At 45.4% G+C, this 26,277-nt stretch carries 22 protein-coding genes; 15 read left to right on the top strand and 7 right to left on the bottom strand.

Annotated elements, in window-relative coordinates; translation table 11 throughout:
* Window positions 1-94: 94 nt before the first annotated feature.
* Entirely contained in the window at window positions 95-1,174 is a 1,080-nt protein-coding gene (gene prfA, locus NKU06_RS10875; RefSeq protein WP_254732077.1) for a peptide chain release factor 1, read from the top strand.
* A gap of 52 nt (window positions 1,175-1,226) precedes the next feature.
* Complete coding sequence (locus NKU06_RS10870) at window positions 1,227-1,592, top strand: Imm8 family immunity protein (RefSeq protein WP_254730987.1); 366 nt, start codon at window positions 1,227-1,229, stop codon at window positions 1,590-1,592.
* Window positions 1,593-1,658: 66 nt separating this feature from the next.
* On the opposite strand, the gene NKU06_RS10865 is transcribed toward NKU06_RS10870, so the two are convergent.
* The 3 genes from NKU06_RS10865 to NKU06_RS10855 all read right to left on the bottom strand — a co-directional run bounded on the left by NKU06_RS10865 (window position 1,659) and on the right by NKU06_RS10855 (window position 4,177).
* Window positions 1,659-2,234: an isochorismatase family protein gene (locus NKU06_RS10865; RefSeq protein WP_254730985.1), complete on the bottom strand. Its 576-nt coding sequence runs from the start codon at window positions 2,232-2,234 to the stop codon at window positions 1,659-1,661.
* Between the two features lie 74 nt (window positions 2,235-2,308).
* On the bottom strand, window positions 2,309-3,196 hold the full coding sequence (gene nadC, locus NKU06_RS10860; protein ID WP_254730983.1) for a carboxylating nicotinate-nucleotide diphosphorylase: 888 nt from the start codon (window positions 3,194-3,196) through the stop codon (window positions 2,309-2,311).
* A 36-nt stretch (window positions 3,197-3,232) separates the two neighbouring features.
* A complete protein-coding gene (locus NKU06_RS10855; RefSeq protein WP_254730981.1) occupies window positions 3,233-4,177 on the bottom strand; it encodes a hypothetical protein in 945 nt (314 codons plus the stop codon).
* Between the two features lie 286 nt (window positions 4,178-4,463).
* On the opposite strand from NKU06_RS10855, the gene nadA reads away from it, so the two are divergent.
* The 6 genes from nadA (at window position 4,464) to NKU06_RS10825 (ending at window position 13,869) form a co-directional block, all read left to right on the top strand.
* Window positions 4,464-5,516, top strand: coding sequence for a quinolinate synthase NadA (gene nadA, locus NKU06_RS10850; RefSeq protein WP_254732075.1), 1,053 nt, complete (start codon window positions 4,464-4,466; stop codon window positions 5,514-5,516).
* Entirely contained in the window at window positions 5,516-7,078 is a 1,563-nt protein-coding gene (nadB, locus tag NKU06_RS10845) for an L-aspartate oxidase (protein WP_254730979.1), read from the top strand. The genes nadA and nadB overlap by 1 nt, the downstream gene beginning before the upstream one ends.
* A 151-nt stretch (window positions 7,079-7,229) precedes the next feature.
* A complete protein-coding gene (gene lysS / locus NKU06_RS10840; RefSeq protein WP_254730977.1) occupies window positions 7,230-8,741 on the top strand; it encodes a lysine--tRNA ligase in 1,512 nt (503 codons plus the stop codon).
* A gap of 103 nt (window positions 8,742-8,844) precedes the next feature.
* A complete protein-coding gene (locus tag NKU06_RS10835) occupies window positions 8,845-10,284 on the top strand; it encodes a sodium:proton antiporter (RefSeq protein ID WP_254730975.1) in 1,440 nt (479 codons plus the stop codon).
* A gap of 21 nt (window positions 10,285-10,305) precedes the next feature.
* Complete coding sequence (gene dnaX / locus NKU06_RS10830) at window positions 10,306-12,555, top strand: DNA polymerase III subunit gamma/tau (protein WP_254730973.1); 2,250 nt, start codon at window positions 10,306-10,308, stop codon at window positions 12,553-12,555.
* A 444-nt stretch (window positions 12,556-12,999) separates the two neighbouring features.
* Window positions 13,000-13,869 (top strand): LysR family transcriptional regulator, encoded by an 870-nt coding sequence (locus tag NKU06_RS10825; protein ID WP_254730971.1) that lies wholly within the window; start codon window positions 13,000-13,002, stop codon window positions 13,867-13,869.
* A 284-nt stretch (window positions 13,870-14,153) separates the two neighbouring features.
* On the opposite strand, the gene NKU06_RS10820 is transcribed toward NKU06_RS10825, so the two are convergent.
* Complete coding sequence (locus NKU06_RS10820; RefSeq protein ID WP_253223650.1) at window positions 14,154-15,641, bottom strand: DUF3360 family protein; 1,488 nt, start codon at window positions 15,639-15,641, stop codon at window positions 14,154-14,156.
* Between the two features lie 333 nt (window positions 15,642-15,974).
* On the opposite strand from NKU06_RS10820, the gene NKU06_RS10815 reads away from it, so the two are divergent.
* From NKU06_RS10815 to NKU06_RS10795, 5 genes are all read left to right on the top strand, one after another.
* Window positions 15,975-16,157: a DNA gyrase inhibitor YacG gene (locus NKU06_RS10815; RefSeq protein ID WP_254730969.1), complete on the top strand. Its 183-nt coding sequence runs from the start codon at window positions 15,975-15,977 to the stop codon at window positions 16,155-16,157.
* Window positions 16,158-16,186: 29 nt separating this feature from the next.
* A complete protein-coding gene (locus NKU06_RS10810) occupies window positions 16,187-17,350 on the top strand; it encodes an aspartate aminotransferase family protein (protein ID WP_254730967.1) in 1,164 nt (387 codons plus the stop codon).
* A 23-nt stretch (window positions 17,351-17,373) separates the two neighbouring features.
* Window positions 17,374-18,309 carry a threonine/serine exporter ThrE family protein gene (locus tag NKU06_RS10805; RefSeq protein WP_256523194.1) on the top strand — a complete coding sequence of 312 codons (936 nt, stop codon included), beginning with the start codon at window positions 17,374-17,376 and terminating at the stop codon, window positions 18,307-18,309.
* On the top strand, window positions 18,309-18,767 hold the full coding sequence (locus tag NKU06_RS10800) for a threonine/serine exporter family protein (RefSeq protein WP_371923504.1): 459 nt from the start codon (window positions 18,309-18,311) through the stop codon (window positions 18,765-18,767). Before NKU06_RS10805 ends, NKU06_RS10800 begins: the two co-directional genes overlap by 1 nt.
* A gap of 82 nt (window positions 18,768-18,849) precedes the next feature.
* Window positions 18,850-19,020, top strand: coding sequence for a ribbon-helix-helix domain-containing protein (locus NKU06_RS10795; protein ID WP_254730965.1), 171 nt, complete (start codon window positions 18,850-18,852; stop codon window positions 19,018-19,020).
* A gap of 158 nt (window positions 19,021-19,178) precedes the next feature.
* Here the strand turns inward: NKU06_RS10795 and NKU06_RS10790 are convergent, their stop codons facing one another.
* From NKU06_RS10790 to aspS, 3 genes are read right to left on the bottom strand one after another with little or no spacing between them, the layout of a single operon-like run.
* Window positions 19,179-19,925 carry a glycosyltransferase gene (locus NKU06_RS10790; protein WP_254730963.1) on the bottom strand — a complete coding sequence of 249 codons (747 nt, stop codon included), beginning with the start codon at window positions 19,923-19,925 and terminating at the stop codon, window positions 19,179-19,181.
* Entirely contained in the window at window positions 19,918-20,844 is a 927-nt protein-coding gene (locus tag NKU06_RS10785) for a lysophospholipid acyltransferase family protein (RefSeq protein WP_256523193.1), read from the bottom strand. Before NKU06_RS10785 ends, NKU06_RS10790 begins: the two co-directional genes overlap by 8 nt.
* A gap of 6 nt (window positions 20,845-20,850) precedes the next feature.
* Window positions 20,851-22,647, bottom strand: a complete 1,797-nt coding sequence (gene aspS / locus NKU06_RS10780; protein WP_254730959.1) for an aspartate--tRNA ligase — start codon at window positions 22,645-22,647, stop codon at window positions 20,851-20,853.
* A gap of 473 nt (window positions 22,648-23,120) precedes the next feature.
* Between aspS and NKU06_RS10775 the strand changes: the two genes are divergently transcribed.
* Together NKU06_RS10775 and sohB are read left to right on the top strand one after the other, a co-directional pair.
* On the top strand, window positions 23,121-24,980 hold the full coding sequence (locus NKU06_RS10775) for a potassium/proton antiporter (RefSeq protein ID WP_254730957.1): 1,860 nt from the start codon (window positions 23,121-23,123) through the stop codon (window positions 24,978-24,980).
* A gap of 123 nt (window positions 24,981-25,103) precedes the next feature.
* On the top strand, window positions 25,104-26,072 hold the full coding sequence (gene sohB / locus NKU06_RS10770) for a protease SohB (protein WP_254730954.1): 969 nt from the start codon (window positions 25,104-25,106) through the stop codon (window positions 26,070-26,072).
* Window positions 26,073-26,277: the final 205 nt, after the last annotated feature.

The following is a 26,277-nucleotide window of genomic DNA, read 5'->3' as shown; positions in this document are numbered from 1 at the left end:
TCAGCTCGGTAAATTAGCGGTGAAATATTTATGCAAAAAATACGGATTTGTGGCAAAATAGGGCTTATTTTTATCAGACAAATTTATACTTATGATTAAAGAATCCCTACGCCATCGCCTAGATCAGATGGTTGATCGTTTTGAGGAAGTGACCGCGCTGTTATCCGACCCTGAAGTGATTGGCGATAATAAGAAATTTCGCGCGCTATCGATGGAGCATAGCGATCTTGGCGAGATTACCGAGACTTGGCAGAAGTTTTTGCAAGCTGAAGAAGACCTTGCCACTGCCCAAGAGCTATTGTCCGATCCTGATATGAAAGAGATGGCGGCTGAAGAGATTGACGATGCCAAAGCGCGCATTGAGACTTTGGGCGAACATCTGAACATCTTGATGTTACCTAAAGATCCTAATGACAAAGTCCCTGCCTTTCTTGAGATTCGTGCGGGTACAGGCGGTGATGAAGCGGCGATTTTTAGCGGTGATTTGTTCCGTATGTACCAAAAATACGCCCAGTCGCAAGGTTGGCAAGTTGAAGTCCTATCCGCCAACGAAGGCGAGCATGGCGGTTATAAAGAAATCATCAGCCGTATCTCTGGCATCGATGTCTATGGTCGCCTGAAGTTTGAAAGCGGTGCACACCGTGTACAGCGAGTACCAGCCACTGAGTCACAAGGGCGAGTGCATACCTCAGCGTGTACGGTGGCGGTGATGCCAGAGATTGAGATTGATGATACGGTTGAAATCAATCCAGCAGATTTGCGTATCGATACCTATCGCTCAAGCGGCGCAGGCGGTCAGCATGTCAATACCACCGATTCTGCCGTGCGCATCACCCACATTCCAACAGGTGTGGTCGCCGAATGCCAACAAGAGCGCAGTCAGCACGCCAACAAAGAAAAGGCGATGAAAATGCTGGTCGCACGTATTCAGCAAGCCAAAGTCCAAGCGCAGATTGATGCCACCAGTGATATGCGTCGCAATTTGGTCGGTTCGGGCGATCGCTCAGAACGCATCCGTACTTACAATTTCCCACAGGGTCGCATGACGGATCATCGCATCAACTTGACATTATATAAGCTCGATGCGATCATGGAAGGGGATTTGACTGAGCTATTAGACAGCTTATTGCGTGAGCATCAAGCGGATCTGATGGCAAGTGTTAGTGGTGAATGATGCATTAATTATAAAGCGGCTATTTGGGTCGCTTTATTATTAGGGGGTATTCATGAAAGCACAGCTAAAAGCGATTATTGTTGAAGAAACATCTGAAGCATTATCTGAGTTGCATCCAAAGCCATCAGGTGAATTTGCTTTGGATTTGCGCTTGGTTATTGGTGTTGATGGTAAAATTGGTGGTGATGATTTTTATCTAACTATTTGTACGCCAGCTTATCTATCTCAGTTAGCTGATGAATGTTATGGTGTGATGGGATGTAGTTATCTGATTGTCAATCACTTTGATTACAATAAAATCAAACAAATCATTGAAAGATACATTTGTTATGCCACAGGTGATAGTTGGTATCAGCTTGCCATGCAGATTGGCACTTTTGCTAGATGGGAATTTGATAATTATTTTGAAAATAATTAGACTTAAAAATCGCCGATAGTCATTACTGTCGGCGATTTGTTTGATTTGTGTGTTTGGCCAAATGATTTATTTGACCAATTTAGAAATCGTCTTAAACGCAGGATCATCCGCACCACGAAGCAGTTCAAATAAAATCGCTTCGGTGGTTGTAATCACCGCACCAGCGCGGCGCATACGGCGAAGGGCGATTTTTTTGTCATACGGATTGCGTGAGCCGACCGCATCAGCGATGATCACAGGCTGTATTCCGTTATCAAGTAGATCAAGGGCGGTTTGTAGGACGCAGACATGAGTCTCAATGCCAAATAGCAGCGCGATACGGCGGTTTTGGCGGACGATATGCGCCCAAGATGGCGGATTGTCACAGACGCTAAAGCTCACCTTCTCAAAGCTTTCGCGATTGGATTCATCCAGCACATCATATAGCTTGGCGATGGTCTCTCCCAAGCCTTTTTTGTACTGTTCGTTCAGCATCACAGGCACGCCAAGTGCTTGTAAGCCTTGGATAAGGATCGCCATTTTATCCGTAATAGCTTCGTGATCATAAATGTGCGGGGTTAATTTTTCTTGAACATCGATCAAAATCGCTTGCACATCATCGCGTAAGATACGATAAGGCACGCCGACAGTTTTGGTACTCATCACAGACTCCTTGTTTCAAGTAAGGTTTAACTCATCATAGCGGTTTTTTGTTTTTGGTGCAAGGGTGTTTGGGTTTATTTAACCAAGTAATCAAGTCCAATATCTAGATTTTTCACTGTATGTGTCAAATAACCTAGGGCAATATAGTCTACACCATGTTCTGCTATCGTTTTGATGCGCTCTAAGGTAATACCACCAGAAGCCTCAGTCTTGGCACGACCCTGACACATCATTACTGCTTGTTGTAGTGTAGCATCATCCATATTGTCCAACAGCACAAAGGTTGCGCCCGCATCTAGTGCTTGTTGCAACTGCTCCAAGGTATCAACTTCAACTTCGACAGCGATCAAATGCCCTGCAGCATGTTTAGCACGATAAATTGCATTGGTCAAAGAATCAACATAAATCAAATGATTATCCTTGATCAAGATGGCATCATCCAATCCCATACGATGATTGCAACCACCACCAACACGCACGGCATATTTTTGTAGGCTGCGCAGCAATGGTATGGTTTTGCGTGTGCAAGTGATTTTGGTCTTGGTGTGTGCCACTTGGGCGACAGCAATGGCGGTTTGGCTGGCGATGCCGCTTAAGTGAGTCAAAAAATTCAGCGCCACACGCTCAGCTTGCAATAATGCGTGAGCATCCCCTTTAACAATCGCCAAAACTTGTCCAGTCTGAATACGGTCACCATCTTGTGCCTTGGTCTTAAATTTGATTTTGGGGTCGCATAAGGTGAATGACAATCGTGCCAAATCCATACCGGCGAGTATGCCATCTTCACGGCTGACGATTGCCAGTTTCGCCTTAGTGCCTACTGGAATAATCGCCTGACTGGTAATGTCACCACGCCTACCTAAGTCTTCAGCCAGTGCCAGTTGTATGATGGGTGTAATCATTACATCAGGCAATGAAAAAATTGCTTTTGCTGTGCGAACGGTTTTTTTCTTATTTGCCATCATCTTCTCCCTAAATTAACAAATTGTCACCGGTGATTATTTACTTACAGGCAACCTGGTGCTGGACAATGAACGCTCAAGCAAGACATTATCTTTGAAGCGATATAGCTGCGCTGGACGCCCACGCATACCGACCGTATCTTTAGAACAAGGCTCGATCAATGCTTGATGAAAGATTTGTCGGCGAAAATTTTGTTTGTGCAAAGTACACCCTGTCAATGTCTCGATGCTTTTTTGTAACGCAAGTAAAGTAAATTGTTCAGGCATTAATTCAAAAATCACAGGGCGATATTTGATCTTGGCGCGTAATCTTGCTAATGCCGTTGCAAGTACGCGACGATGATTTTTGTTCATATAAATGCCCGTTTGTCCAATATCAAACCCTTGCAATAGCGTCGGCGATTCAGTAATTAATCCTGCTTCATAAAGCATCTCGTAACGCAATAACACCATATCATCCATCCATGTATATGTGCCAGTACCCCAAACTATCTGTATGCGCTGGTGGCGCTTATTGGACTGAACACGACTTGGGGCATTATCCGCCCAGTGCTTGAGTGCTTGCAAGATATATTCAATACGAGCTTGCCAAGTGGTGCAGCGTGTATCTTCCCAAGGAAAATACTGATACCAGTCACACCATATTGCATCTGCTGCCAAATCTTGTGCCTCATTAACCAAACCTAAATAGCTCACATATAACACTGGTAAGCCATCTTGGTTCTGTCTATGGGTATCAACAAATGTATAAAGCTGCTCAACATAACCCATAGGCTGGGCAGTTTGTTTATGCACCCAATCTCTGACACCCGCTTGCAAGGAATGGTGAATGGGGCTGAGCGCACCACTTGGTAGTTCGTGACCATCTGTTACGGTCAATACGCGCGCTGTGTTATCGGTTACTGCCACCAAGACTGTCACCAACTCAACAATGCCGTGCGTTGAATTATCAAAGGTTTTTATCCTCTGGATGGTTTGCATAATAATTGTCCATACGATTATTTATTTGGTCTATTTTAAAAAACATTGGACAAAATTACAAACACCCAAGGCAAATACCATTGCAATGATATAAATTTTCAAAAAGTGCTTTACATTATACTCAAAATGAGCATAATAGTCAAAAATATATACTCAATTTGAGCATATATTTGAAAAACATGCTTTTGTTCTTATTTTGTAATTTTAAAGAAGGATTTGGTCAATGTCTGTCAGTACAAATATTACGCGTATCGATTATGATTTACCATCAGCACACGCGCCAACGATGCAGTGTAGCACACAACAAGCATGGGCAAAGGTACCATCAGAGCTTGAATCTACCCAAAAACAGTGGTACATCGAACAAATCAAAATGCTGCTTGCTCAAAAAAATGCTGTATTGGTGGCGCATTATTATGTCAATGCCGATATTAAAGAGCTTGCTATACAAACAGGTGGCATGGTGGGCGATTCATTGCAAATGGCGCAATTTGCGGCAGAGCATCCTGCCGACACGCTAATCGTTGCAGGAGTGCGATTTATGGGGGAAAGTGCCAAAATATTAAGCCCAAATAAAACAGTGCTCATGCCTGATTTGCAAGCAACTTGCTCATTAGATTTGGGTTGTCCTGTTGATGTTTTTACACAATTTTGTGATGAAAATCCCGATCGTGAAGTTGTGGTTTATGCCAATACCAGTGCTGAAGTGAAGGCGCGTGCTGATTGGGTGGTAACAAGTGCTATAGCAGTAGATTTGATCGCATATTTACATGCTCAAGGTAAGAAAATTCTATGGGGTCCTGATCGGCATTTGGGCGGCTATCTTGCGCGTCTAACTGGTGCCGATATGCTGCTTTGGCAAGGCTCATGCCTAGTTCACGATGAATTTAAGGCTCTGGAACTAAGTCAATTGCAAACAGAGTACCCCAATGCAGCAACTTTGGTTCACCCTGAAGCACCTGAATCGGTAGTTCTTTTGGCTGATGTGGTCGGTTCAACCAGTCAATTGATCGATGCGGCAGTCTGCCGTGATGAAACAACTTTGATTGTCGCGACCGATCTTGGAATTTTGCATGAAATGCAAAAATTGGCACCATGCAAGACTTTTATTGCTGCACCTACTGCCGGAGAAAGCGCAACCTGTAAAAGCTGCGCATTTTGCCCTTGGATGGCTATGAATGAATTACAAGGCATTTATGATGTGCTGAAAAATGGTAAAGGTGAAATTATTCTCGATGATCAGTTAGTCAGAAAAGCCAAACAGCCACTTGATAGAATGCTGAGTTTTGCAAAAACTTTAAAAAACACAACATCAATACATGGTTTGGGGCAAGTATAATGAATAATGACATCGATAATTGTGCAGGTACTAACTATGATGTATTAATTATTGGCAATGGCTTGGCAGCACTTGCAACAGCGCTTAGCTTGCCGACTGATTTACAAGTAGCCATCTTATGCAAATCCACACTGCGTGATAATGCCAGTTGTCTTGCGCAAGGTGGCATTGCTGCAGCTACATCAATACCAGAATCAATCGAATCTCATGTACAAGACACACTGCTAGCAGGAGCTGGGCTCTGTGATGAATCTGCAGTACGATTAATTCTCAGTAAAGGGCAAGATGCTATTAATTGGCTGATGAGTCATGCAGTTACTTTTGATCAAGAAGCAAATGGGCGGATGCATTTAACCCAAGAGGGTGGACATTGTAAGCGGCGCATATATCATTGTGCTGACCATACAGGGCAAACCATCATGCAGGCGTTACTGACAAAGATTGATCAATCACCACATATTACCGTTATTGAGCAGTGTTTTGTTCTGTCTTTGTGTATTGACAATGGACGGTGTATGGGTGTGGAATGTCAAATTAATCATCAAAATCATACTTTCTTTGCATCTTATACTGTATTGGCAACAGGTGGTGCAGGACAGGTGTATCACCACACCACAAGTCCAACAGTATGCACAGGCGATGGGTTTGCTATGGCATATTGGGCAGGGTGTCGCTTAGCAAATTGCGAATTTGTGCAGTTTCATCCTACAGGACTTGCAATGCCTACTCAACAAGAACGGACTTTTTTGATTTCCGAAGCATTGCGTGGCGAAGGAGCGGTGTTAATTGATGCTGACGGCTGTCGCTTTATGCCAAGCTATGATCATAGAGCCGAACTTGCACCCAGAGATATTGTAGCGCGAAGTATTGCTTATCATCAGATGAGTACAGGTAAGCGCATTTATTTAGATATTCGTCACCGCTCTCAAAAGTTTATTCATTCGCATTTTTCAACAATTGCCACCATGTGTCAAAATCAAGGTATTGATATTTGTACTATGCCAATTCCAGTAACTCCTGTACAGCATTATTTTTGTGGTGGCGTGCTGACTGATACGAAGGGTTGTACCGATATCATGCATCTATACGCAGTTGGGGAAGTTGCTTGCACAGGGTTGCATGGTGCAAATCGTTTGGCAAGTAATTCTTTATTGGAATGTGTTGTGATTGCGCAACGCATTGCGGATGATATTTTGGATAGATATATTCAACATAAGCCTTGGCAAAAAATACAAGCTTTAGAATCTTGGCATATTGTTCAGCGAAATCCAAACTGTCCATCGTTCTTACAAAGCAACAAAACATCAAAAGCTACACTGACTAAATCTATGGTAAAACACGAAGTTCAGTCAGCCTTGGGTATTGTGCGGTATCCTGAACAAATACGTACACTGATAGATCGCTTGACTCCTTGGATGATTCGACGCCCAGACTTTAGTTGCACCGATATTTCCAATATTGAGCTGCATAATCTGATTACTTGTGCATATTTGCTTGCTACATCAGCATTGGCGCGTCATGACAGTGTTGGCAGTCATTATTGGGGCAATAAGCAACATTAACCAAATTAAAATTCATAAACAAATACATGGGTTATGTATGGGCGAAACTTGCAAATTCTTAATGAAAAATTGACCGCCTTTATGTTACAATAGGCGAAATTTTTTTTGTTAATTTCATAGCATAAGCTTTCACATCATCAGCGGATTTATCATGACTGAACACAACAACACCGAACAAATCTCAGAAAACGACCTAATTGCCCAACGCCACGCCAAACTACAAGCCTTACAAGAAAAGGCAGCCGAGCAGGGCAAAACTGCTTATCCAAACACCTTTAAGCGTGAAGATTATTGCCAAGATCTACAAAATCAATTTGATGGCGTGGACAAGGCAACCATCGAAGCAGGCGACAAAGTCTATGCCAAAGTCGCTGGCCGTGTGATGCTAAACCGTGGCTCATTCATCGTCATCCAAGATATGACTGGTCGCATCCAGCTGTATGTCGATCGTAAAGGCTTGCCAAGCGAGACGCTAGAAACCATCAAATCACTCGATTTGGGTGATATCGTGGCTGCAACAGGCTATATCGGCCGCTCTGGTAAGGGGGATTTGTACATCCACCTAGAAGACTTTGAGCTATTGACTAAATCGCTACGCCCATTACCTGACAAATTCCACGGCTTGACTGATACCGAAGTCAAATACCGTCAGCGTTATTTAGATTTGATTGTCAATGAAGAAACCAAGCGTACCTTTGAAATCCGTGCAAAAGTCGTCGCAGGCATTCGTGAGTTTCTGACCAAAGAACGCTTTATGGAAGTCGAAACGCCGATGATGCACGTCATCCCAGGTGGTGCATCAGCACGTCCATTTGAGACACATCACAATGCACTGGATATGCCACTGTTTTTGCGTATCGCACCAGAATTATACCTAAAACGCTTGGTAGTCGGGGGCTTTGAGCGAGTCTTTGAAATCAACCGTAACTTCCGTAACGAAGGTGTTTCAACCCGCCACAATCCTGAATTTACCATGATTGAGTTTTATCAAGCGTATGCCGATTACAAAGATTTGATGGCATTGACCGAAAATATGCTTGAAAAACTTGCCATCGATATTCTTGGCACGACCGACGTACCGTATCAAGGCGAAGTATTTAGCTTCAAAGGTCCTTTTAAGAAAATCTCAATGTTCGATGCCATTCTTGAGCATAACCCAAGCTTTACGCCTGACAATGTCAATGACCGTGAGTTTTTGGCAAAATTTGTCAAAGAAGTGCTTAAAGAGGAAGTTAAGCCAGGCTTTGGCTTAGGTAAGTTGCAGACCATCGTCTTTGAAGAAACGGTCGAATCAAAGCTTCGTCAGCCGACATTCATCACTGAATATCCTGCTGAGACATCGCCACTGGCACGCCGTAATGATCACAATCCGCACATCACGGATCGTTTTGAGTTCTTTATCGGTGGCCGTGAGCTTGCCAATGGCTTTAGTGAGCTTAATGACCCAATCGACCAAGCCGAACGCTTCCAAGCGCAAGTCGCCGAAAAAGACGCTGGCGATGATGAAGCGATGCATTATGATGCTGACTTTATCGAAGCGCTTGAGTATGGCTTGCCACCGACAGCAGGTGAGGGCATCGGTATTGACCGCTTAGTGATGCTATTTGCTGATGCGCCGAGCATTCGTGATGTGATTTTGTTCCCGCATATGCGTCAAAAATAAACTCTACTTTCCCAAGCTTTGGCGTCTGCTGTGATCGATATACAGACGCCAAATTTACCAATTGCGCTTGCTAGATTCTTGCTAGATTATAAAGAAGGGCTGTATGGGTAGTTTTATCTTTCTTGAGATTTTTGCGATCGTTTGTATCGTGTCCATCACCACAACTTTATTTAACAAGCGCATTTTGGGCTTACCCCAAGCCATTGGCGTGCCGATTGTTTCAGCCGTATTGGTATTTATTCTACAATGGCTTGCCACCTTACTGAACGGCAATCAGTTCATCAATATCAACATCGCCGCCATCGAAGAAACCGTTCGCAACATCAAGTTTTACGATTTTTTGATCAATGGCGTGATTTGTTTTATTCTGACTTCATCCGCTCTTAAATTCCAAATCTCTGACCTTAAGCATTACTGGAAACAAATCGGCATTTTGGCAAGTATCGCCTTGCTGCTATGTGCGATCGTCTTTGGGGTGATGCTGTACGGTTATCAAGCACTGACAGGTCATGCTGTGCCTTTGATCATGCTACTGCTGCTTGGCTCGGCATTGGGTGCAACCGATCCGATTGGTGTTAAAGGCGTTTTAAGTTCTATTAAAGCACCGCGACATCTGATGGTGAAACTAGAAGGCGAGTCGCTGTTCAATGATGCGATGTGTATCGCGATTTTTATGACGATTTTGCGTGTCATCCAAGGCGGCGAGTTTCATCTGTTTGGCGTCATCGAACATCTATTGTACGAAGTGGCAGTGGCGGTGATTATCGGTGTGGTCTTTGGGCGCAGTGCTTTGTACTTGCTCAAGGGCAAAAACGAAATGGAGTCGCTGATCTTGATCACGGCATTACTTGCGGCAGGCTCTTATCTCGTGGCACTGTATGCTGAAGCATCTGCGCCGATCGCTTGTGTAGTGGCAGGTTTGATCGTTGGTAATCGCTGGCAACAAATCATCAGCCAAACCGACATCGAAGACATCAATCATTTTTGGCATACCATCGAAGGCATTATTAATTCTTTCTTATTTACCTTAATTGGGCTTGAGCTATTTATTTTGGACTTAAGCACCAGTATCGTCATCGGTGGTGTGGTGGCATTCGTGCTGCTGCATTGCGCGCGATTTATTGCTAACTTCGTCTCTTTTGCTTTTTTTCCATCGGTGCGAAAGAACGCTTATAATGGCAGTTTGCTGATTTTATCATGGGGCGGTGTGCGTGGCGGTATTTCACTTGCGCTGATTTTGGCGGTGGCGAACATTCCTGCGATTCGTGAGTATAACAATGTCTTGATCGGTTATACTTTCATTGTTGTACTGCTGTCTGGTGTGGTCAGCGGGCTTGGCTTACCTGCGGTGATCAATGCCTTTTATCACAATCCTAATGAGCCGAAAACAGGCTTTATGGGCTTTTATCAACGGCTGATCAATCGACTCAACCGCACAGGGCAAAAATATGTCATCACCGAAGATGCCAAAGGCAATCAGCTGATCTGTGATTATGATCCTGCGACCAATTTTAGCAATCCAAGTACCCCTAATCGTTTTTAGATTATTGACTTTTACTAAATTATGACTGAGCAATATCAAGTTCTAGCAAGAAAATATCGACCCAAAAACTTCAGCGAGCTTTTGGGTCAAACCCATGTCTCAAGTGCGCTTGCCAACGCCATCGACACGGGCAGATTGCACCATGCTTATCTGTTCACAGGGACGCGCGGCGTGGGCAAGACGACGATTGCGCGCATTCTTGCCAAGTGTCTCAATTGCGAAACAGGCATCACAAGCACGCCATGTGGGGTGTGTGACACCTGCCAATCGATTGATGCAGGGCGATTTTTGGACTTGATTGAGATTGATGCAGCCAGCCGCACCAAGGTCGAAGATACGCGCGATTTACTTGAAAATGTCCCCTATGCGCCTGTGCAAGGTCGCTACAAGGTCTATCTGATTGACGAAGTGCATATGCTTTCGACGCATTCGTTCAACGCGCTTTTAAAGACCTTGGAAGAGCCGCCTGAGCATGTCAAATTCTTATTTGCCACCACCGATCCACAAAAGCTGCCGATTACCATCATTTCACGCTGCTTGCAGTTTGTGCTGCGTCCGATGCCACAAGCATTGCTTGCTGAGCATTTGAGCAAGGTCTTATCGGCGGAATCGATTGCATTTACCGAGCCTGCGATTTGGCAGCTTGCCAATGCCGCCAAAGGATCGGTGCGTGATGCGCTGTCACTGACCGATCAGGCGATTGCCTTTGGTGGTGGGAAAATCAGCGATGAGACAGTCGGTGAGATGCTTGGACTGGTAAATAGCACCGATGTCTATGCGCTGATTGGGGCGGTTTGCGCCGATGATCGGGCGGCGGTCGCTGAGCAAATCGCCACCATGCGCGCCAAAATGGTCGATGCGGCAGCGGTATTTGATGAGCTGATTGACAGCATTCATCAGATGGCAATGCTGCAGGTACTACCACAGACACCACTTGATATGAATGATGTGGATGCCGAGCGACTAAAAGCATTGGCAAGCCAAATCAGCGGCGATGTGCTGCAGCTGTATTATGAGATCTTGATCAAAAGCCGTGATGGGATCCGCCTAGCCAGTACACCGATGCAGGCACTGGAGATGGCGATTTTGCGCTTATTGGCATTTCGTCCTTTGTCGCACGATGAAGTGGTAATGCCAAATAAAGCAAGTACACCAAGTGAAATCAGCACACCAAGTCATATTGATACACTGGATTCGCATACTGATACCGTGCCAAATCATGATGATGTCAATCTGCAAACAGCAATCGAAACAGCGGTCTCTGAAACTGCGCCATCAGAGACCAATACAGCCGCGCAAGTACCACCAATAGATGATAGTCACGCACAGCCGATGTACGCTACCATGGATGGCGATGGCGATGGCGATGGCGATGATGTGGAAAATTTACCAGAAGATGCGCAATCACACATTACCGAGCCATCTGCCGATAATTTGCACAATGTCAATGAAGTAGCAAGCAGTGATATTGAAGGGGGTGGAAGTGATATAGATTTGCCCGAATCATCTGATAACGACATTGCGCATACAGATACTTTACAAAATACTGACATCACGGATGCAGGAACTCAAGCTGAGAACTTACAAACCATCAACAGTGCAGATAGCGAAGAAGCGATAAATCAGCTAAATGCCGAACCATCATTGAGTGTGCAGCGTATCGTGGATGATGCCAATCCACAAGATCAATCGACTGATGATAGCGCACCAAGTGATAACCACAGCATTGATGATAATCTTGACAACCAAAGCCAAGCTATCACCCAATGCGATCATAATACACCACTGCCAAGTGTCGCCATGACGCGCAATCAGATGGCGGAGCGTCTATTACCAAATGCGGTGGAGCTGACTGGCGATTGGACAGCTGAGAAGTGGGATTATTGGCTGTATCTGGTGCGTGATCGCGAGATTTTTAATCCTGATGAGTTGGCGCTGCTGAGCCAAAGTGTGATGACAGGACAGATCGATGGTGACAGCCAGCTGATCGTATCTGTGGATTCGCCACAAGCTGAGATCAGCTTTGAGAGTGCTAAGCGTAAATTTGCCGAGCATTTTCATGAAATTACGCTGTCAGATAAGATGGATGTCGATGAATCAGTGAGTGCATTAATCCCGATTCAGCGTCAAGCCGACCGCCAAGCGCAGCTTAGCATCGATGCGCAAACACAGCTGCTGCACAGTCCTGTGATTGATTATCTGTGGCAAGCAGGGTTCATCAGCCCAGATGCCAATGTGCTGATGAATTCGAAATTAAACCTAGATGAATAGGGCGAAAAATTGACTGATCAGTGTACAAAATTTGTACACATCAAAAGAGTACAGTCATACACTAATATTAAGAAATATTACAACAATATCACCTAATCTTGCTAGAGTGCAAATGGATTTATACGCAACTATTGCAAAAAGGATTTTTTAGTAGAATATGCAAATTTTTGATTGACAAAATAGTGATTTAGTGATAAAAAGTATTTCTAAATAGGCTATTTAGGATGGCACAGACAAGAAAAGGGCACTTTAGGATAATAAAAAAATACTGACCGAAAAGTCATTTTTTAGTTGTCAAAAAGTCAGTTTGTCCGTTATAATAGCTTCCTTTTTCGCATGATTGTGCTGAAAAATTAACACATTCTTATAATCTTTACTTTACAATTAAAGGGTTTGAGTTTATACTAACTATCTCAAATAAGCAACGAACTCAAGGTGATCATTATGTTAGACAATCTTCGTAGTATGGCAGTATTTGCCAGTGTTGTTCGTCACGGTTCATTCAGTGGCGCTGCCAAGGAACTGGGCATTACCACCAGCGCGGTCAGCCAACAAATCCGCTCTCTAGAGACAGATCTAGGCGTATCGCTACTGCATCGCTCTACGCGCAAGCTGAGCCTATCTGAAGCTGGTGAAAGCCTGTACAACGCTGCTGTACAAATGGTGAAAGCCGCTGAGCAAGGTCGTGACAGCGTCATTCAGCTAAAAGATGAGATCTCAGGCAGCCTACGCATCGCCACCACCCCTGAGCTTGCCAAAAACTACCTACTACCAGCATTGTCTTCATGGCTTGCTGAGCATGACAACCTAAGCCTAAACCTAATCTCACGCGACAACGCTGACATGATCGAAGATCGCATTGATCTTGCGCTTGTGCTATCAGAAGGCAACCAAGGCACTGCATTGGCATCAGTTAAGCAAGTACTGGTCGCAGCGCCAAGCTACTTGGCAGGTCGTGAAGCCATCGATGCACCAAAACAACTGAGCACGCACGATGTCGTACTGTGCAGCGAAAAATCTACTGAAAACCTAGAATTCCGCAAAAATGGCGAAAAAACCAATGTTCGCATCAGCGCGCGCCTATACAGCAACAATGCTAATATCGCATTGAACCTAGCTTGTGAAGGCTACGGCATCCTAAAAACCAATGAAGTGATGGCAAAAGATCTGATCGCTGCTGGTAAATTGGTCGTGGTACTACCTGAGTACGACCTACCTGCATTGACCATTAGCGCAGTAACTGCATCAAAAGAGCAAACCCCAGTAAAAGCTCAAAAATGCCTAGAAGTACTAGAAGCACACTTCAAAAAATAAGTGTTGGTTTGATTAAAAAGACCTTGTAATTATACAAGGTCTTTTTTTATTGGCTTGGGTTTGGATTTTTATCTTTCAAAAGCTATTTTATCATAATGGATGAGTTTGATACCTTTTAATGAATTATAAGAAAATCACCGCCAATAATGACGGTGATGGTGGAGAATTTTTTTTTAAAATAGCCTGCCAACTTTGAAATAATACTTGCGTCAAACTCACTTATAGTACTGCTTGTACAACTTTGTTCGCTTTCCTTGTCTTATTACAAATTTGTTTGACTATTCTTATACACGAAATTGTGGCAGTAGTGCAGGAATACCAGGGAACATACCGACAGCCGCCATCACAGCGCACAGCACCACGAAGCTGACTAGTGGAATAATGACACGACCACTTAATCCCAAATCAACGCTGCGCGCCTTATCGCCGATCAATCCCAAGTTATCAAGCAGCATGGTCAATGACCAACCGAACACAGGATTGACCAAAGCAGATGCAAAGACGACAATCGCCGCTGATTGTGTGGTTTTGCCCTTACGCGTCATCTCCATGCCTGCTTCAAGTAGCGGTACAAATACCGCCACAATCAGCGCCACCGACAAGACAGGCTGCCAAATTGCCAAATCCATCGGATAACCCCAAATACTGGCAATGATACAAAACAGCGCGGTCAAAATCGCACCAGCAGGAATCGGACGCTTGGCGATCGCCGCAGGGACGATGTAAGTCCCCCATGATGATGCAAAGTTTGCACCGCCTAATAGCGAGCCGACCGCTTGGCGTGTCGAGCAGCTGATCATGGTATCGTCGATGTTCATGTGTGTGCGCTCAGAGCGAGGCGGATAGCTGATTTTTTGGAATACTTGATGTCCCAGAAAATCAGGCGACCACATTGCCACTGCCAAGACCGCAAAAGGAAACACCACCACAAAGCTTTTAAGATCAGGCAATCCTAATGTCCAGCCCGTGTCTTCACCCCACCAATAAGCAGGATTAAGCGGCGGCAAACCGGGTGCGGTCTTAAATTCAAACGGCGCACCAAATACAAAGGCAATGATACCTGCAAGCGCACAGCCAATTGGTACGGCAAGCCAGCGTTTTTGCCAATGTTCAAGCAGGGCATACATCACAATCGTCGCAAGAATAATGATAAAAGACAAATGTGGCAGTCCGATATTTTCCGCCCAAGCCATCATATTTTTGACCTGTGCAATCAAGCCAACAAAGCCTAAATACAAAAGCAAGCCACCTGCCACGCCATTACTGGTCAAGCGCGCAAGCAGTGAACCGCCTTTAAACACACCCAATAAAATCCCAAACACACCAATCAGCAGACCAAATGCCAACGGATGACCGCCTGCCGCGACCACAAGCGGAATCAAGGGAATTAGCGGACCATGCGTACCAGGCAAGTTCGCCGTTGGCAATAAAAATCCTGACAGCAGCAGCACAAAAAATGCCGAAATCAGCAGCTCATAACGCACATTTTCTAGTACAAAAGCATCACCTAAACCCAATGGTGCGGCAAACGCCGCCGCCATCGCGCCAACCATGACGATCTTGCCAATCGTACCTGCCATCGCAGGAATGGCGTCTTCAAACTCGAAACGATAATCACGGAAAGGCAGATTGATCCGCCAGCGTTTGGGCTGCATGATTTGCAATTCATGCTTCAGATAGTCATCGCGCGACTCAAAGGCGCTGCTTGGCTTGTGTAGCTCGCGATAGCTTTTGGCGGTCTGCGCTTGATCGATACTTTCAGAATTACTCACAAAAACTTCCTTATAATCGGTGAAATCCATCCGTCATCACCACATCAGCTCAATGACGGGGTAAATTTATCAGCGACAACATTATAACTTGCAAATTTATGTCTGTCATGTATTATTTTATAAATAGTGATTATAAAATAAGAAATTATGATAAATATGCAAAATTTGGCTGATTATGCAGATAATTTATGAATAATTGGCAAAATTTATACAATTTGTACATACTAATTGTAGAATTGATGGGGCTGAAAAATGGTCAAAAAAGTCCTTGTCATCGCTTATCTTCACAGGTTTTTGTGCTAAAATAAGCTTAAATTTTCTTTGGAAGTCATTATGAGTCAGCCCACTTATCCTTGCCCGCGCTGCCAAGCACCGACGACTTGGACGGATAATCCGCATAAGCCATTTTGTTCCAAGCGGTGCAAGCTGATTGACCTTGGCGCATGGGCATCAGAAGAATATAAAATCGCCGCCGAAGATGAACCGTTCAGCGGTGAATTATCGAATAACTATTAAGTAAAAATTTACAATATAAGGAATTAATCATGAGCCATATCATGCCAACTTATGCCCGTCAGCCGATCAGCTTTGTGCGTGGTGAAGGTGCGTATCTATACACTGCTGATGGCACAGCTTATTTGGATGCGCTAACTGGCATCGCCGTCTGCGGTCTTGGGCATTGTCATCCTGCCATCACTGCTGCCATCACTGAGCAAGCAGGGCAAATCGTCCACACAAGCAATCTATACACCATCGATTGGCAAGAAAAAGCTGCCGATGTGCTGTGCGCAGCTGCTGGCATGGAGCAAGTTTTCTTTGCTAACTCTGGCGCTGAAGCCAATGAATGCGCTCTAAAATTGGCGCGTTTGTATGCACATAACCAAGGTAAGGCACGCCCAAAAGTGGTGGTGATGGAAAATTCATTCCACGGTCGCACGCTGCTGAGCGTCTCAGCCACTGCCAATCCTAAGGCGCGCGCAGGCTTTTACACCCTAGATGATGACTTTGTGCGCGTGCCATTTGGCGATGCCGATGCGGTCGCAGCACTAAGTGATGATGCGGATATCTGCGCGGTGCTGGTCGAGCCAATCCAAGGTGAAGGCGGTCTTCATACACCACCTGATGATTATTTAGAAAAACTTGCTAAAATCTGCAATGATAACGGCTGGCTGTTGATGCTGGACGAAGTGCAAACGGGCAACGGACGCACGGGCAAATATTTTGCTTATCAATATAGCAGTATCAAGCCTGATGTGCTGACCACCGCTAAGGGGCTTGGCAATGGCTTTCCGATTGGTGCGTGCATGGTCAGTGCTAAGGCGGTGGGGCTGTTTGGCGCAGGCAGTCATGGCTCAACCTATGGCGGCACAGCGCTTGGCAGCCGCGTGGTCTGCGCTGTCTATGAGCAGCTGACTGCCGATGTGATGAACAACGCCACCACGCAAGGTGACAAAATCCGCCAAGCGATACTGGATAAGTTTGCCGATAAAGGTGTCAGCGCGCGTGGTCGTGGTATGATGATTGGCTTTGCGATGCCTGACGGTGTCGATCTGTCAAAAGCAGTCGATATCGCGCGAGATCAGCACCACCTAATCATCAATGTCACCGGCGGCAATGTCATTCGTCTGCTGCCTGCACTGAATCTGAGCGATGATGATGCCATGCTTTTGATCAGTAAATTGTGCGATTTATTCAATGACTTACTATAAAGCAATAAGCATTAACTAAGCTTATGAATACCAGTGCACCCCTTGATAATTCTGCCGATAGCCAAACAGCTTACACAGGCTTGGTTGATACTCTTGCCGATGGCACTGTGCCTGCTGTCCTATTCAATGATGGCAAGGCAACAGCGCGCATCACTTACCAACAGCAGCAGCGTATCACGCGATTGTGCATCCGCTGCGCACTGCTACTGATGCAATATGGCGGCGAGTCGGCTGTTGTGGTCGATCTGACTAAGCGGCTTGGCGTCGCGCTTGGTGTCGATGGGGTGGAGTGCGGTCTATCGTTCAATGCCGTGACTTTGACGACGCTGTATCAAGGCCGCTGCATCACCACTGTGCGAAATACTGTGCATCAAGGCATCAATGTCAGCATTTTGGTCAATATTCAGCAGGTGGTTCTGCAAGCTGAGCAGAAAAAGGGTGCGCAGTTAAGCATTCTAACCAGTGATGAGCAGGATAAGCTGATCGCCGATACCGATGCCGCCTTGGATAACATGGGGCGATTTGCCTATCCGAATAATGTGATGTCGCTGTTTGTCGGCTTGTCTTGTGCGTGCTTTGCGTATTTAAATGGCGGTGATTTACCGATTGCGGCGGTGACTTTGGTCGCAGGCTTTGTGGCGATGCGCACCAAGATGTATTTATCCGCGCATCATTTCAATCCTTTTGTCGTGGTCATTATCACGGCATTTGTCGCAACCGTCCTTGGTGCGCTGACTTATTTTATGCAGCTTGGCGATAATGGCGACATCGCTGTGGCATCAAGCATTTTGCTGCTCGTACCAGGCTTTCCCATCATCAATGCGCTGTCTGACATCCTAAAGGGCTATATCAATATGGGCGTGGGGCGTTGGATGTTCGCCACGATGCTGACCTTATCGGCGTGTGTGGGCATTGTCATTGCGCTGATTTTATTGCAAATTCCGCATTGGGGGCTGTGATGCTGTTTGATTTGCTCGAAAAAATCGCCTTATCGTGCATCATCACCATCGGTTGGTGCTTGATGTTCACCTTACCAAAAGCATACATCCGCCATGCGCTATTGGTGACGGCGCTCGGTGTCGGTATCAAATATGTGATGCTTGCCTTTGAGATTCATTTGGCGGTGGCGACCTTTTTTGGTGCGATGGTAGGCAGCTTTTTGGGCGTGTATTATGCCCAGCAGTGTAAGCTGCCGCCTAAGGCGCTGATCGTGCCAAGCTTAATCTGCATGATGCCAGGGATCACCGCGTATAAGGCAATGGTGAGCATGGTGCAAATTGGCTATTTTGGCTTTAGTATGGAGCTGTTTGTGCTGATGATGCGCTATTTTTTCGATGCGATTTTTGTGATTTCAGCATTGGTGCTAGGATTGTCCATTCCAGGGATTTTGTTTTATCGTCGTAAACCTATTGTTTAGAAATTTAAATATATTTTGTCCTTGCAAGGTGTATATTTAGCCTGTATAATTGGCAATTTTTATGAGTTCTTGGAGCAGTCGCATGTCAGACAAACACGATGAAATGACCACTTTTAATATGCGTGTTGATAAAAATTTGGTAGAGCAATTTAAAAAAGCCGCCAAAGCCAATAACCGCACCGCAAGCCAGCTGTTGCGCGATTGCATGATTGATTATGTTAAGAAAAACCGCCAAGGCGATATGTTTAAATAAGCCATAGGCACTAAAAAGGGTGTTTGATACACCCTTTATTTATGCACGAAGTCTGTGTGTGGTTAGTTTAAGTTCAAGCAAAATCATCCTAGGCGTATGCAATACATCCCCACAAATCTTGTTTAAAATCAAACAATTATAAATATCAAACCATCAAACTACTGCCACGCATCCTTAATCCAGGCACTTGGCAAGACATAGCGATACCATTTACCGCCACCGCCTTTGATGGCATCGGGCGGATTAATTTCACCATGAAAAATGACGATTTTGGCATCGGTAGGTTTTTTCGGTGGTAGAAAATATGCCAAAGGAATCTTGTGCAGGCAATGATATTTAAAGCTGACACACCATGTCGGATCCCAGTATTCTAGGTGGTGATGCTCACGCAGATAATTGGATAAAAAGGCTTGCTCATGGCGCACTTCACTGCGAATTTTTTCAAAATTATTTTCAAAATGTTCAAGTAAGTGCGGATAAGTATTGTAGCCTACCTTAAAGCGATATACTGAGCTATTGCCCACCATGCGCCACGGCTTTTTCCAGTCACGAATGATCATCACACTGTCATCATGCTCAGCCTGATGAGTGAAGAACGCATCGATATTGCCAATGATGACAATGTCAATGTCCAAAAACAGCGCCGTACCTTTTAGACCATATAAATCAGGCTTAAAAGTGGTGAGTTTTTTCCAACCGCGCTCAGGGATGTTGCTTGGCAGATTCAGTTCAGGAATGGGATGGCAAACCACTTCATCGCGGATACCTGTCGAATCATCGGTCAGGCACACCATGGTAAAGGGCAGGGTGATGTTACGCGCGACCATATTGTACAGGCGATTGACATATTCTGGCCCGTATTTGGTACCCCATTTCATGCAGATGATGTAGTTGGTATCAGTCATGACATTCCTTGGTTCGTTGCTTAAGTTGGATGGCGAGCGCGTGAAGCTCATCAGGCGCAAGCAGATAGGGATTGAGCGCCAGCGGTGTATGTTTAAAGCGACGATAGCCCCACATATACTGCTCGAAGTGGCGATGAATCATCTGCTCCATCGCACGATTGAGCGCACTTGTCGCAATCTCTGGATCTTTATGATACAAATCGGTATCAGTGAGCGCATCGCAGAACATCTCATAGCCATCACCGTCACTGCGCTTGACACAGCTTAAGCCAACCAAGGCGCAGCCTGTCTTGGCAGCAAGCTTGGATGCAAGCGTACTGGTCATGGTTTCAATACCAAAAAACGGCACAACCACGCCACCAGATGGATCAGGCACATGATCAGGCAGCAGCACACTAAAGCCGCTGTCTTTGAGTGTCTTAAAAATCGCCTTTACACCAGTGGCATCGGTCGGTACTAAGCTTGCATCAATGCGTTCACGGCTTGCACGCATAAACGCGTCAATCTTGGGATTTTTGACAGGTTTATACATGATGGTCAAAGCACCGTATTGGCTGACCCATGCATTCATCATCTCCCACACGCCTAGGTGCGGCACGATGATCAGCATACCTTTGTCATTGGCAAAGCCAGCTTCTAGCACTTCGCGGTTATGGATTTTGGTGATTTGTTGGATGGACCATTCAGGTGGATGCGCCCAGCACAGTGCGCTGCTTAGGGTGTTTTGTAGTTGGTTTCTTAAGATGCGTTTGGCAGTCGCTGCACGCAGATGGGCATCCATCGTTGGATCGACCAATATCAGATTGGCATTGATACTGCGATAGATGCTAAGATTAAAAGTATGGCATACATAAGTAGCAACAGCCACCAATCCATTTAGGATTGGCAGCGGTATGTACTTAATAAAACCCAAAGACATCAGTAATTATTCTGATTTTTCTTTTTCGCGGATACGAATGCCCAGCTCGCGCAGCTGCTTATTATCAACAGCAGCAGGGGCTTCGGTCAATGGACAGTCAGCAGTTTTGGTTTTCGGGAAGGCAATCACATCACGGATTGAGCTTGCGCCCACCATCAGCATGATCAAGCGATCCAAGCCAAATGCCAAGCCACCATGTGGTGGTGCACCAAAGCGTAGGGCATCCATCAGGAACTTAAATTTCAGTTCAGCTTCTTCTTTTGAGATGCCTAGTGCATCAAAGACTGCTTCTTGCATCTCGACGGTATTGATACGCAGTGAACCACCACCGATCTCAGTACCGTTTAGCACCATATCATAAGCGATTGACAGTGCGGTTTCTGGGCTGTTTTTCAGCTCTTCAACTGAGCCTTTTGGACGAGTGAATGGGTGGTGAACCGAAGTCCATTTGCCATCGTCAGTTTCTTCAAACATTGGGAAATCAACAACCCATAGCGGCGCCCACTCACAGGTAAACATATTCAAATCAGTACCGATTTTCACACGCAATGCACCCATGGCATCATTGACAACTTTGGCTTTGTCCGCACCAAAGAAGATGATGTCGCCAGTTTGTGCTTCGGTGCGGCGGATCAATTCAACAAGCACTTCATCGGTCATGTTTTTGATGATTGGTGATTGTAGGCCTGATTCTTGATCGACGCCGTTGTTGATTTTGGTGGCATCATTGACTTTGATATATGCCAAGCCTTTGGCGCCATAAATACCGACAAATTTGGTGTAGTCATCGATTTGCTTACGGCTCATTTCCGCACCATTTGGTACGCGTAGGGCAGCCACACGGCCTTTTGGATCTTGGGCTGGACCTGAGAATACTTTGAATTCAACAGACTGCATGATGTCAGCAACATCGACCAATTTCAATGGAATGCGCAAATCAGGCTTATCAGACGCATAGTCGCGCATTGCATCGGCATAAGTCATGCGTGGGAAGGTGTCAAATTCGATGTTCAGCATGGTTTTGAACAGATCTTTGGTCAAGCCTTCAGCGATATCCATGATCTCGTCATCTGATAGGAATGAAGTCTCGATATCCACCTGAGTAAATTCTGGCTGACGATCCGCGCGCAAGTCTTCATCGCGGAAGCACTTAGCGATTTGATAATAACGGTCAAAACCTGCCACCATCAATAGCTGCTTAAATAGCTGTGGCGACTGTGGTAGAGCGAAGAAATTACCTGGACGCGTACGCGATGGCACTAGGTAGTCACGCGCACCTTCAGGAGTTGCACGGGTCAAAACAGGGGTTTCTACATCCAAAAAGCCATGATCGTCAAGATAGCGGCGGATGGTTGAAGTTGCCTTGGCGCGGAATTTCATGCGCTCTTGCATCTCTGGACGGCGCATATCTAGGAAGCGGTATTTTAGGCGCAGCTCTTCAGAGACGGTGATATTATCATCGTTCAATGGGAATGGTGGGGTGTCAGCTTTGGCAAGTAGCTCAATCTCTTTACCCAAAAGCTCAACTTGACCGCTGGTCATGTTTGGGTTCTCAGTGCCTTCATAGCGGCGGCGCACACGACCAGTGATTTTTAGCAAATATTCAGAACGCGCAGCATCAGCAGTAGCAAATGCTTCAGGGGTGTCAGGGTCGATCACCACTTGCAACAAGCCTTCACGATCACGCATATCTAGGAAAATTACGCCACCGTGGTCACGACGACGATGTACCCAGCCTGCGATGGTAATGGTTTGATCAATCAATGCTTCGGTCACCTGACCGCAATAAGTGCTACGCATCATAGAAATTTGCCTTAAAAAATAAAACAGTGATTTGCCAAAATCGCATCAATATCCATCAATGCACAGCAAAAATCACCATGAAAATTAAGTTGTTGTCAAACCATACATTATGCCTTGTTATCGGCATTGGTGCAAGTAATCTTGTGTGGATTTTTTTAATTTTTAACAAAAATATCATCAATTTGCCGCTGTTGATGGATTTTTATCTCAAATTGCAATGCTGTTTTGTTCTTATCCTGTGATATGGCTCATCTGATCAATTTTTCGCCGAAAAATTTTAAAAAACTTTAATTTATTAGTAGTCTATTTACTCAAGCTGTGATAGGATTGAAAGAAGTTTTGACTGTTGTGTCAATGATGACTTAATTGAGTGCTTAACTGTTGTTATTGTTGTGTTTTTTACACCGAACAAAAAATTACTTTTCCTTATTTTTTATTAATATTTTATTAAGCCGATAGGAATACCGCCATCGATGGGTACCTTAAATATCTTTTATGTCGTCGCATCGATATTGATTTTTATCAGTATCATGACCAGCACCTTATCCGCGCGATTGGGCGTACCGTTGTTACTGTTCTTTTTGGCAGTGGGGATGCTTGCTGGCGAAGAAGGGGTGATGGGCATTCAGTTTGCCGATTATAATCTTGCCAACTTCATCGGTCAGGCGGCATTGGCGTGTATTTTGCTTGATGGTGGTTTGCGCACTTCTTTGCATTCGTTCCGTGTGGGGCTTAAGCCTGCGGTGACTTTGGCAAGCTGGGGTGTACTTGCAACCGTGGCGGTGCTTGGTGTGTTCGCCACATGGCTGCTTGGTGTCGATTGGAGGTTGGGCGTATTGATGGCGGCGATCGTCGGCTCAACGGACGCGGCGGCAGTTTTCTCACTGCTTCGTCATGGCGGTGTCAAGCTCAATGACCGTGTGCAAGCCACGCTTGAGATCGAATCGGGCGCAAACGACCCCTTGGCGATCTTGCTTGTTACAGCGATGATTGCGCTGAATCTTGATCCAACCAGTCAAGGCATCGGCGATTTGGTGCTGATGCTGATCAGCCAAATTGGTATCGGCTTAATCTCAGGCTTAGTGGCAGGTTGGGCATTGTCGCGCCTATTGCCAAAAGTCCATCTTGCTGATGGTATGTATGCCATCTTAATCATGTCGGCAGGGATGGCGATTTTTGGGGCGACGAACTTGCTTGGCGGCTCAGGCTTTTTGGCGGTGTATCTTGCTGGTGTGGTCATTGGCAATACCAAAGTACGCGCCACAGAACATGTGCTTCGTGTTATGGATAGCTTTGCATGGCTGTCACAAGCGGTGCTGTTCGTGGTATTAGGCTTGCTTGTTAAGCCATCAAGTATCCTTGAAGTATGGCATTATTCGCTATTGATTTTCCTATTTTTGCTATTCATCGCGCGTCCGTTCGCGGTGGCATCATCGCTGCTGCCGTTTCGTTTTGGCTTTCGTGAGATCAGCTTTATCTCATGGGTGGGTCTGCGCGGGGCAGTGCCGATTACCCTTGCGATCATTCCTGTGACCATGCAAGTACCTGGTGCGGATTTGGCGTTTAACATTACCTTTGGCGTGGTGATTTTATCGCTACTTGCCCAAGGTACGAGCATTCCGATGATGTCGCGACTGTTTCGCGTGTGGGTACCGACGGACAATGCGCCCAAGGCAGAACATGAAATTTGGGTCGGTGATCAGGCGAATATTACCTTGTATGAATTTGAAGTCAAACCGGGGGCATTTGCCATCGGCCGTCATCCACAAGGCATCTCAAGCAAGGTCAATTCGAACGACATTTCGGTATTTGCCGTCGTGCGTAATGAGCGACTGCTGTCGGTCAATGATGAAACCATCCTAAAAACAGGCGATGTCGTTTGGTACGCGCTGCGTGGTGATTATGCGGCAAGCATTGCCAAGATTTTCAATAACTCGGCGACGCAATACCAAAAGAACAGCGAGTTTTATGGCGATTGGCTGCTGTCGCCCCATGTGCTGATTTCAGATTTGCCGTTTTATAATCTTGCCACGCGCTCACTTGCCAATAATAACAAATTATCACGCCTACCGCCTGTTGCCAGTGCGCTTGATGTCTTTACGGTTGCGCCACAAGTCACAGGCCTAAGCGGTGTCGATGATGAGCTGATCGAGCGTTTGACTGCAGCACAGAACCAAACCATCGAAGAGTTCATGCTTGGACAATTCAGCACCGAACCTGTTAAAGGTGATACCGTGCGCCTAAATGATCATTGGTCGCTGATCGTCCGAGACATTGATAATAAAGGTCGCTTGCGTGGCGTCGGCCTAAAAAACCTTGATCGCGATAAATAGATCAAAAATGGCGGTGTTGCGTGTTTTGTTTACTTTTGTAATATGCCTTTAAATCTGCGCGTATCACCACCATAAATTGTGCTTATCAAGTTATTAATATTGAAAAAACCCATTGGAAAACCTATGCTATTTCATTCAGCCAAAAAACCTGTTGAGCTACAACTGATTCACCTAAATAAGAACCAAGAACGCTCGCAAAAGCAATTTGGCGAAATCATCAGCCACGGCGATGATACGACCGATAATCCGCTGTGCAAACTAAAAAAATTACTCAAAGAAAAAGCACATAAAAAAGAAACACCGCTTGATGGCAAAGATGATAAAACCATCTATGTGCTTGATTTTGACGGTGATATTAAGGCAAGTGCCGTAGCGCATCTGCGCGAAGAGATCAGCACGGTCATCAGCATTGCTAAAGCAGGTGATGAAGTGGTCTTGCGCCTAGAAAGTGGTGGCGGTCAAGTATCAAGCTATGGTCTGGCGGCAGCGCAATTGGCGCGCCTTAAGCAAGCGGGGCTGACCTTGACCATCTGCGTCGATAAAATCGCAGCCAGTGGCGGCTATATGATGGCGTGTACTGCCGATAAAATCATCGCCAGTGATTTTGGCGTGCTTGGCTCAGTTGGCGTGGTCAGTCAGCTGCCCAATTTTCATGAAGTGTTAAAAAAGCACGATGTTCATTTTGAGCAATTCACTGCAGGCGAATATAAGCGTACTGTGACGATGTTTGGCGAAAATACTGATGAAGACCGCGCCAAATATCAAGCGGACATTGACCGTATTCATGAGCTATTTAAGGCATTTGTCGCCAAGCACCGCCCAAGTCTTGATGTCGATAAAATCGCCACAGGTGAGATTTGGTTCGGTGAAGATGCCAAAAACTTGGGTCTGTGTGATGAGATCGGTACATCAGATGCGTATTTGCTCGAGAAAATGAAAACGCACAATGTCTTTGCATTGCACTCACGCAGTAAGCCTACTTTGGCAGAAAAATTGGGTCTAGCTGATCAAGTGAGCAGCAGCATCTCTAGCGTGTTTGATAAGACTTTGCAAACGGCAAATCACGCCATCAGCAAACTGAACCGTCCATAATTTCACATTGGCAAGCACAAAAATTGTGCTAAAATAGCGATTTTTTTGCATTTGAGTATTTAATGAAAAAATTAGAAGAACTATTTGGTCGTGCGGATAAATTGGGTCGTAAAATCGCCAATCAATTCAGCAAAATCAAAGACTTGAACGACATTCGCGGTATCGGCACGGGCAAATGCGTACTGATCACAGGCGCAAGCAGTGG

Source organism: Moraxella sp. FZLJ2109, assembly GCF_024296965.1.
GTDB lineage: Bacteria > Pseudomonadota > Gammaproteobacteria > Pseudomonadales > Moraxellaceae > Moraxella.
Note: the sequence above shows the minus strand (reverse complement) of the source record. Positions and strands in the feature narration are given on the sequence as shown.

Bases quoted from the DNA above. Each gene is read 5' to 3' on its own strand.
- NKU06_RS10785 (WP_256523193.1), bottom strand. From the start codon at position 20,844: ATGTCTTTGGGTTTTATTAAGTACATACCGCTGCCAATCCTAAATGGA.
- nadC (WP_254730983.1), bottom strand. From the start codon at position 3,196: ATGGCAAATAAGAAAAAAACCGTTCGCACAGCAAAAGCAATTTTTTCA.
- NKU06_RS10815 (WP_254730969.1), top strand. From the start codon at position 15,975: ATGAGTCAGCCCACTTATCCTTGCCCGCGCTGCCAAGCACCGACGACT.
- NKU06_RS10790 (WP_254730963.1), bottom strand. From the start codon at position 19,925: ATGACTGATACCAACTACATCATCTGCATGAAATGGGGTACCAAATAC.
- NKU06_RS10825 (WP_254730971.1), top strand. From the start codon at position 13,000: ATGTTAGACAATCTTCGTAGTATGGCAGTATTTGCCAGTGTTGTTCGT.
- dnaX (WP_254730973.1), top strand. From the start codon at position 10,306: ATGACTGAGCAATATCAAGTTCTAGCAAGAAAATATCGACCCAAAAAC.
- NKU06_RS10855 (WP_254730981.1), bottom strand. From the start codon at position 4,177: ATGCAAACCATCCAGAGGATAAAAACCTTTGATAATTCAACGCACGGC.
- NKU06_RS10795 (WP_254730965.1), top strand. From the start codon at position 18,850: ATGTCAGACAAACACGATGAAATGACCACTTTTAATATGCGTGTTGAT.
- nadA (WP_254732075.1), top strand. From the start codon at position 4,464: ATGCAGTGTAGCACACAACAAGCATGGGCAAAGGTACCATCAGAGCTT.
- aspS (WP_254730959.1), bottom strand. From the start codon at position 22,647: ATGATGCGTAGCACTTATTGCGGTCAGGTGACCGAAGCATTGATTGAT.
- NKU06_RS10835 (WP_254730975.1), top strand. From the start codon at position 8,845: ATGGGTAGTTTTATCTTTCTTGAGATTTTTGCGATCGTTTGTATCGTG.
- nadB (WP_254730979.1), top strand. From the start codon at position 5,516: ATGAATAATGACATCGATAATTGTGCAGGTACTAACTATGATGTATTA.
- NKU06_RS10810 (WP_254730967.1), top strand. From the start codon at position 16,187: ATGAGCCATATCATGCCAACTTATGCCCGTCAGCCGATCAGCTTTGTG.
- NKU06_RS10865 (WP_254730985.1), bottom strand. From the start codon at position 2,234: ATGAGTACCAAAACTGTCGGCGTGCCTTATCGTATCTTACGCGATGAT.
- NKU06_RS10800 (WP_371923504.1), top strand. From the start codon at position 18,309: ATGCTGTTTGATTTGCTCGAAAAAATCGCCTTATCGTGCATCATCACC.
- NKU06_RS10805 (WP_256523194.1), top strand. From the start codon at position 17,374: ATGAATACCAGTGCACCCCTTGATAATTCTGCCGATAGCCAAACAGCT.
- NKU06_RS10775 (WP_254730957.1), top strand. From the start codon at position 23,121: ATGGGTACCTTAAATATCTTTTATGTCGTCGCATCGATATTGATTTTT.
- NKU06_RS10870 (WP_254730987.1), top strand. From the start codon at position 1,227: ATGAAAGCACAGCTAAAAGCGATTATTGTTGAAGAAACATCTGAAGCA.
- lysS (WP_254730977.1), top strand. From the start codon at position 7,230: ATGACTGAACACAACAACACCGAACAAATCTCAGAAAACGACCTAATT.
- sohB (WP_254730954.1), top strand. From the start codon at position 25,104: ATGCTATTTCATTCAGCCAAAAAACCTGTTGAGCTACAACTGATTCAC.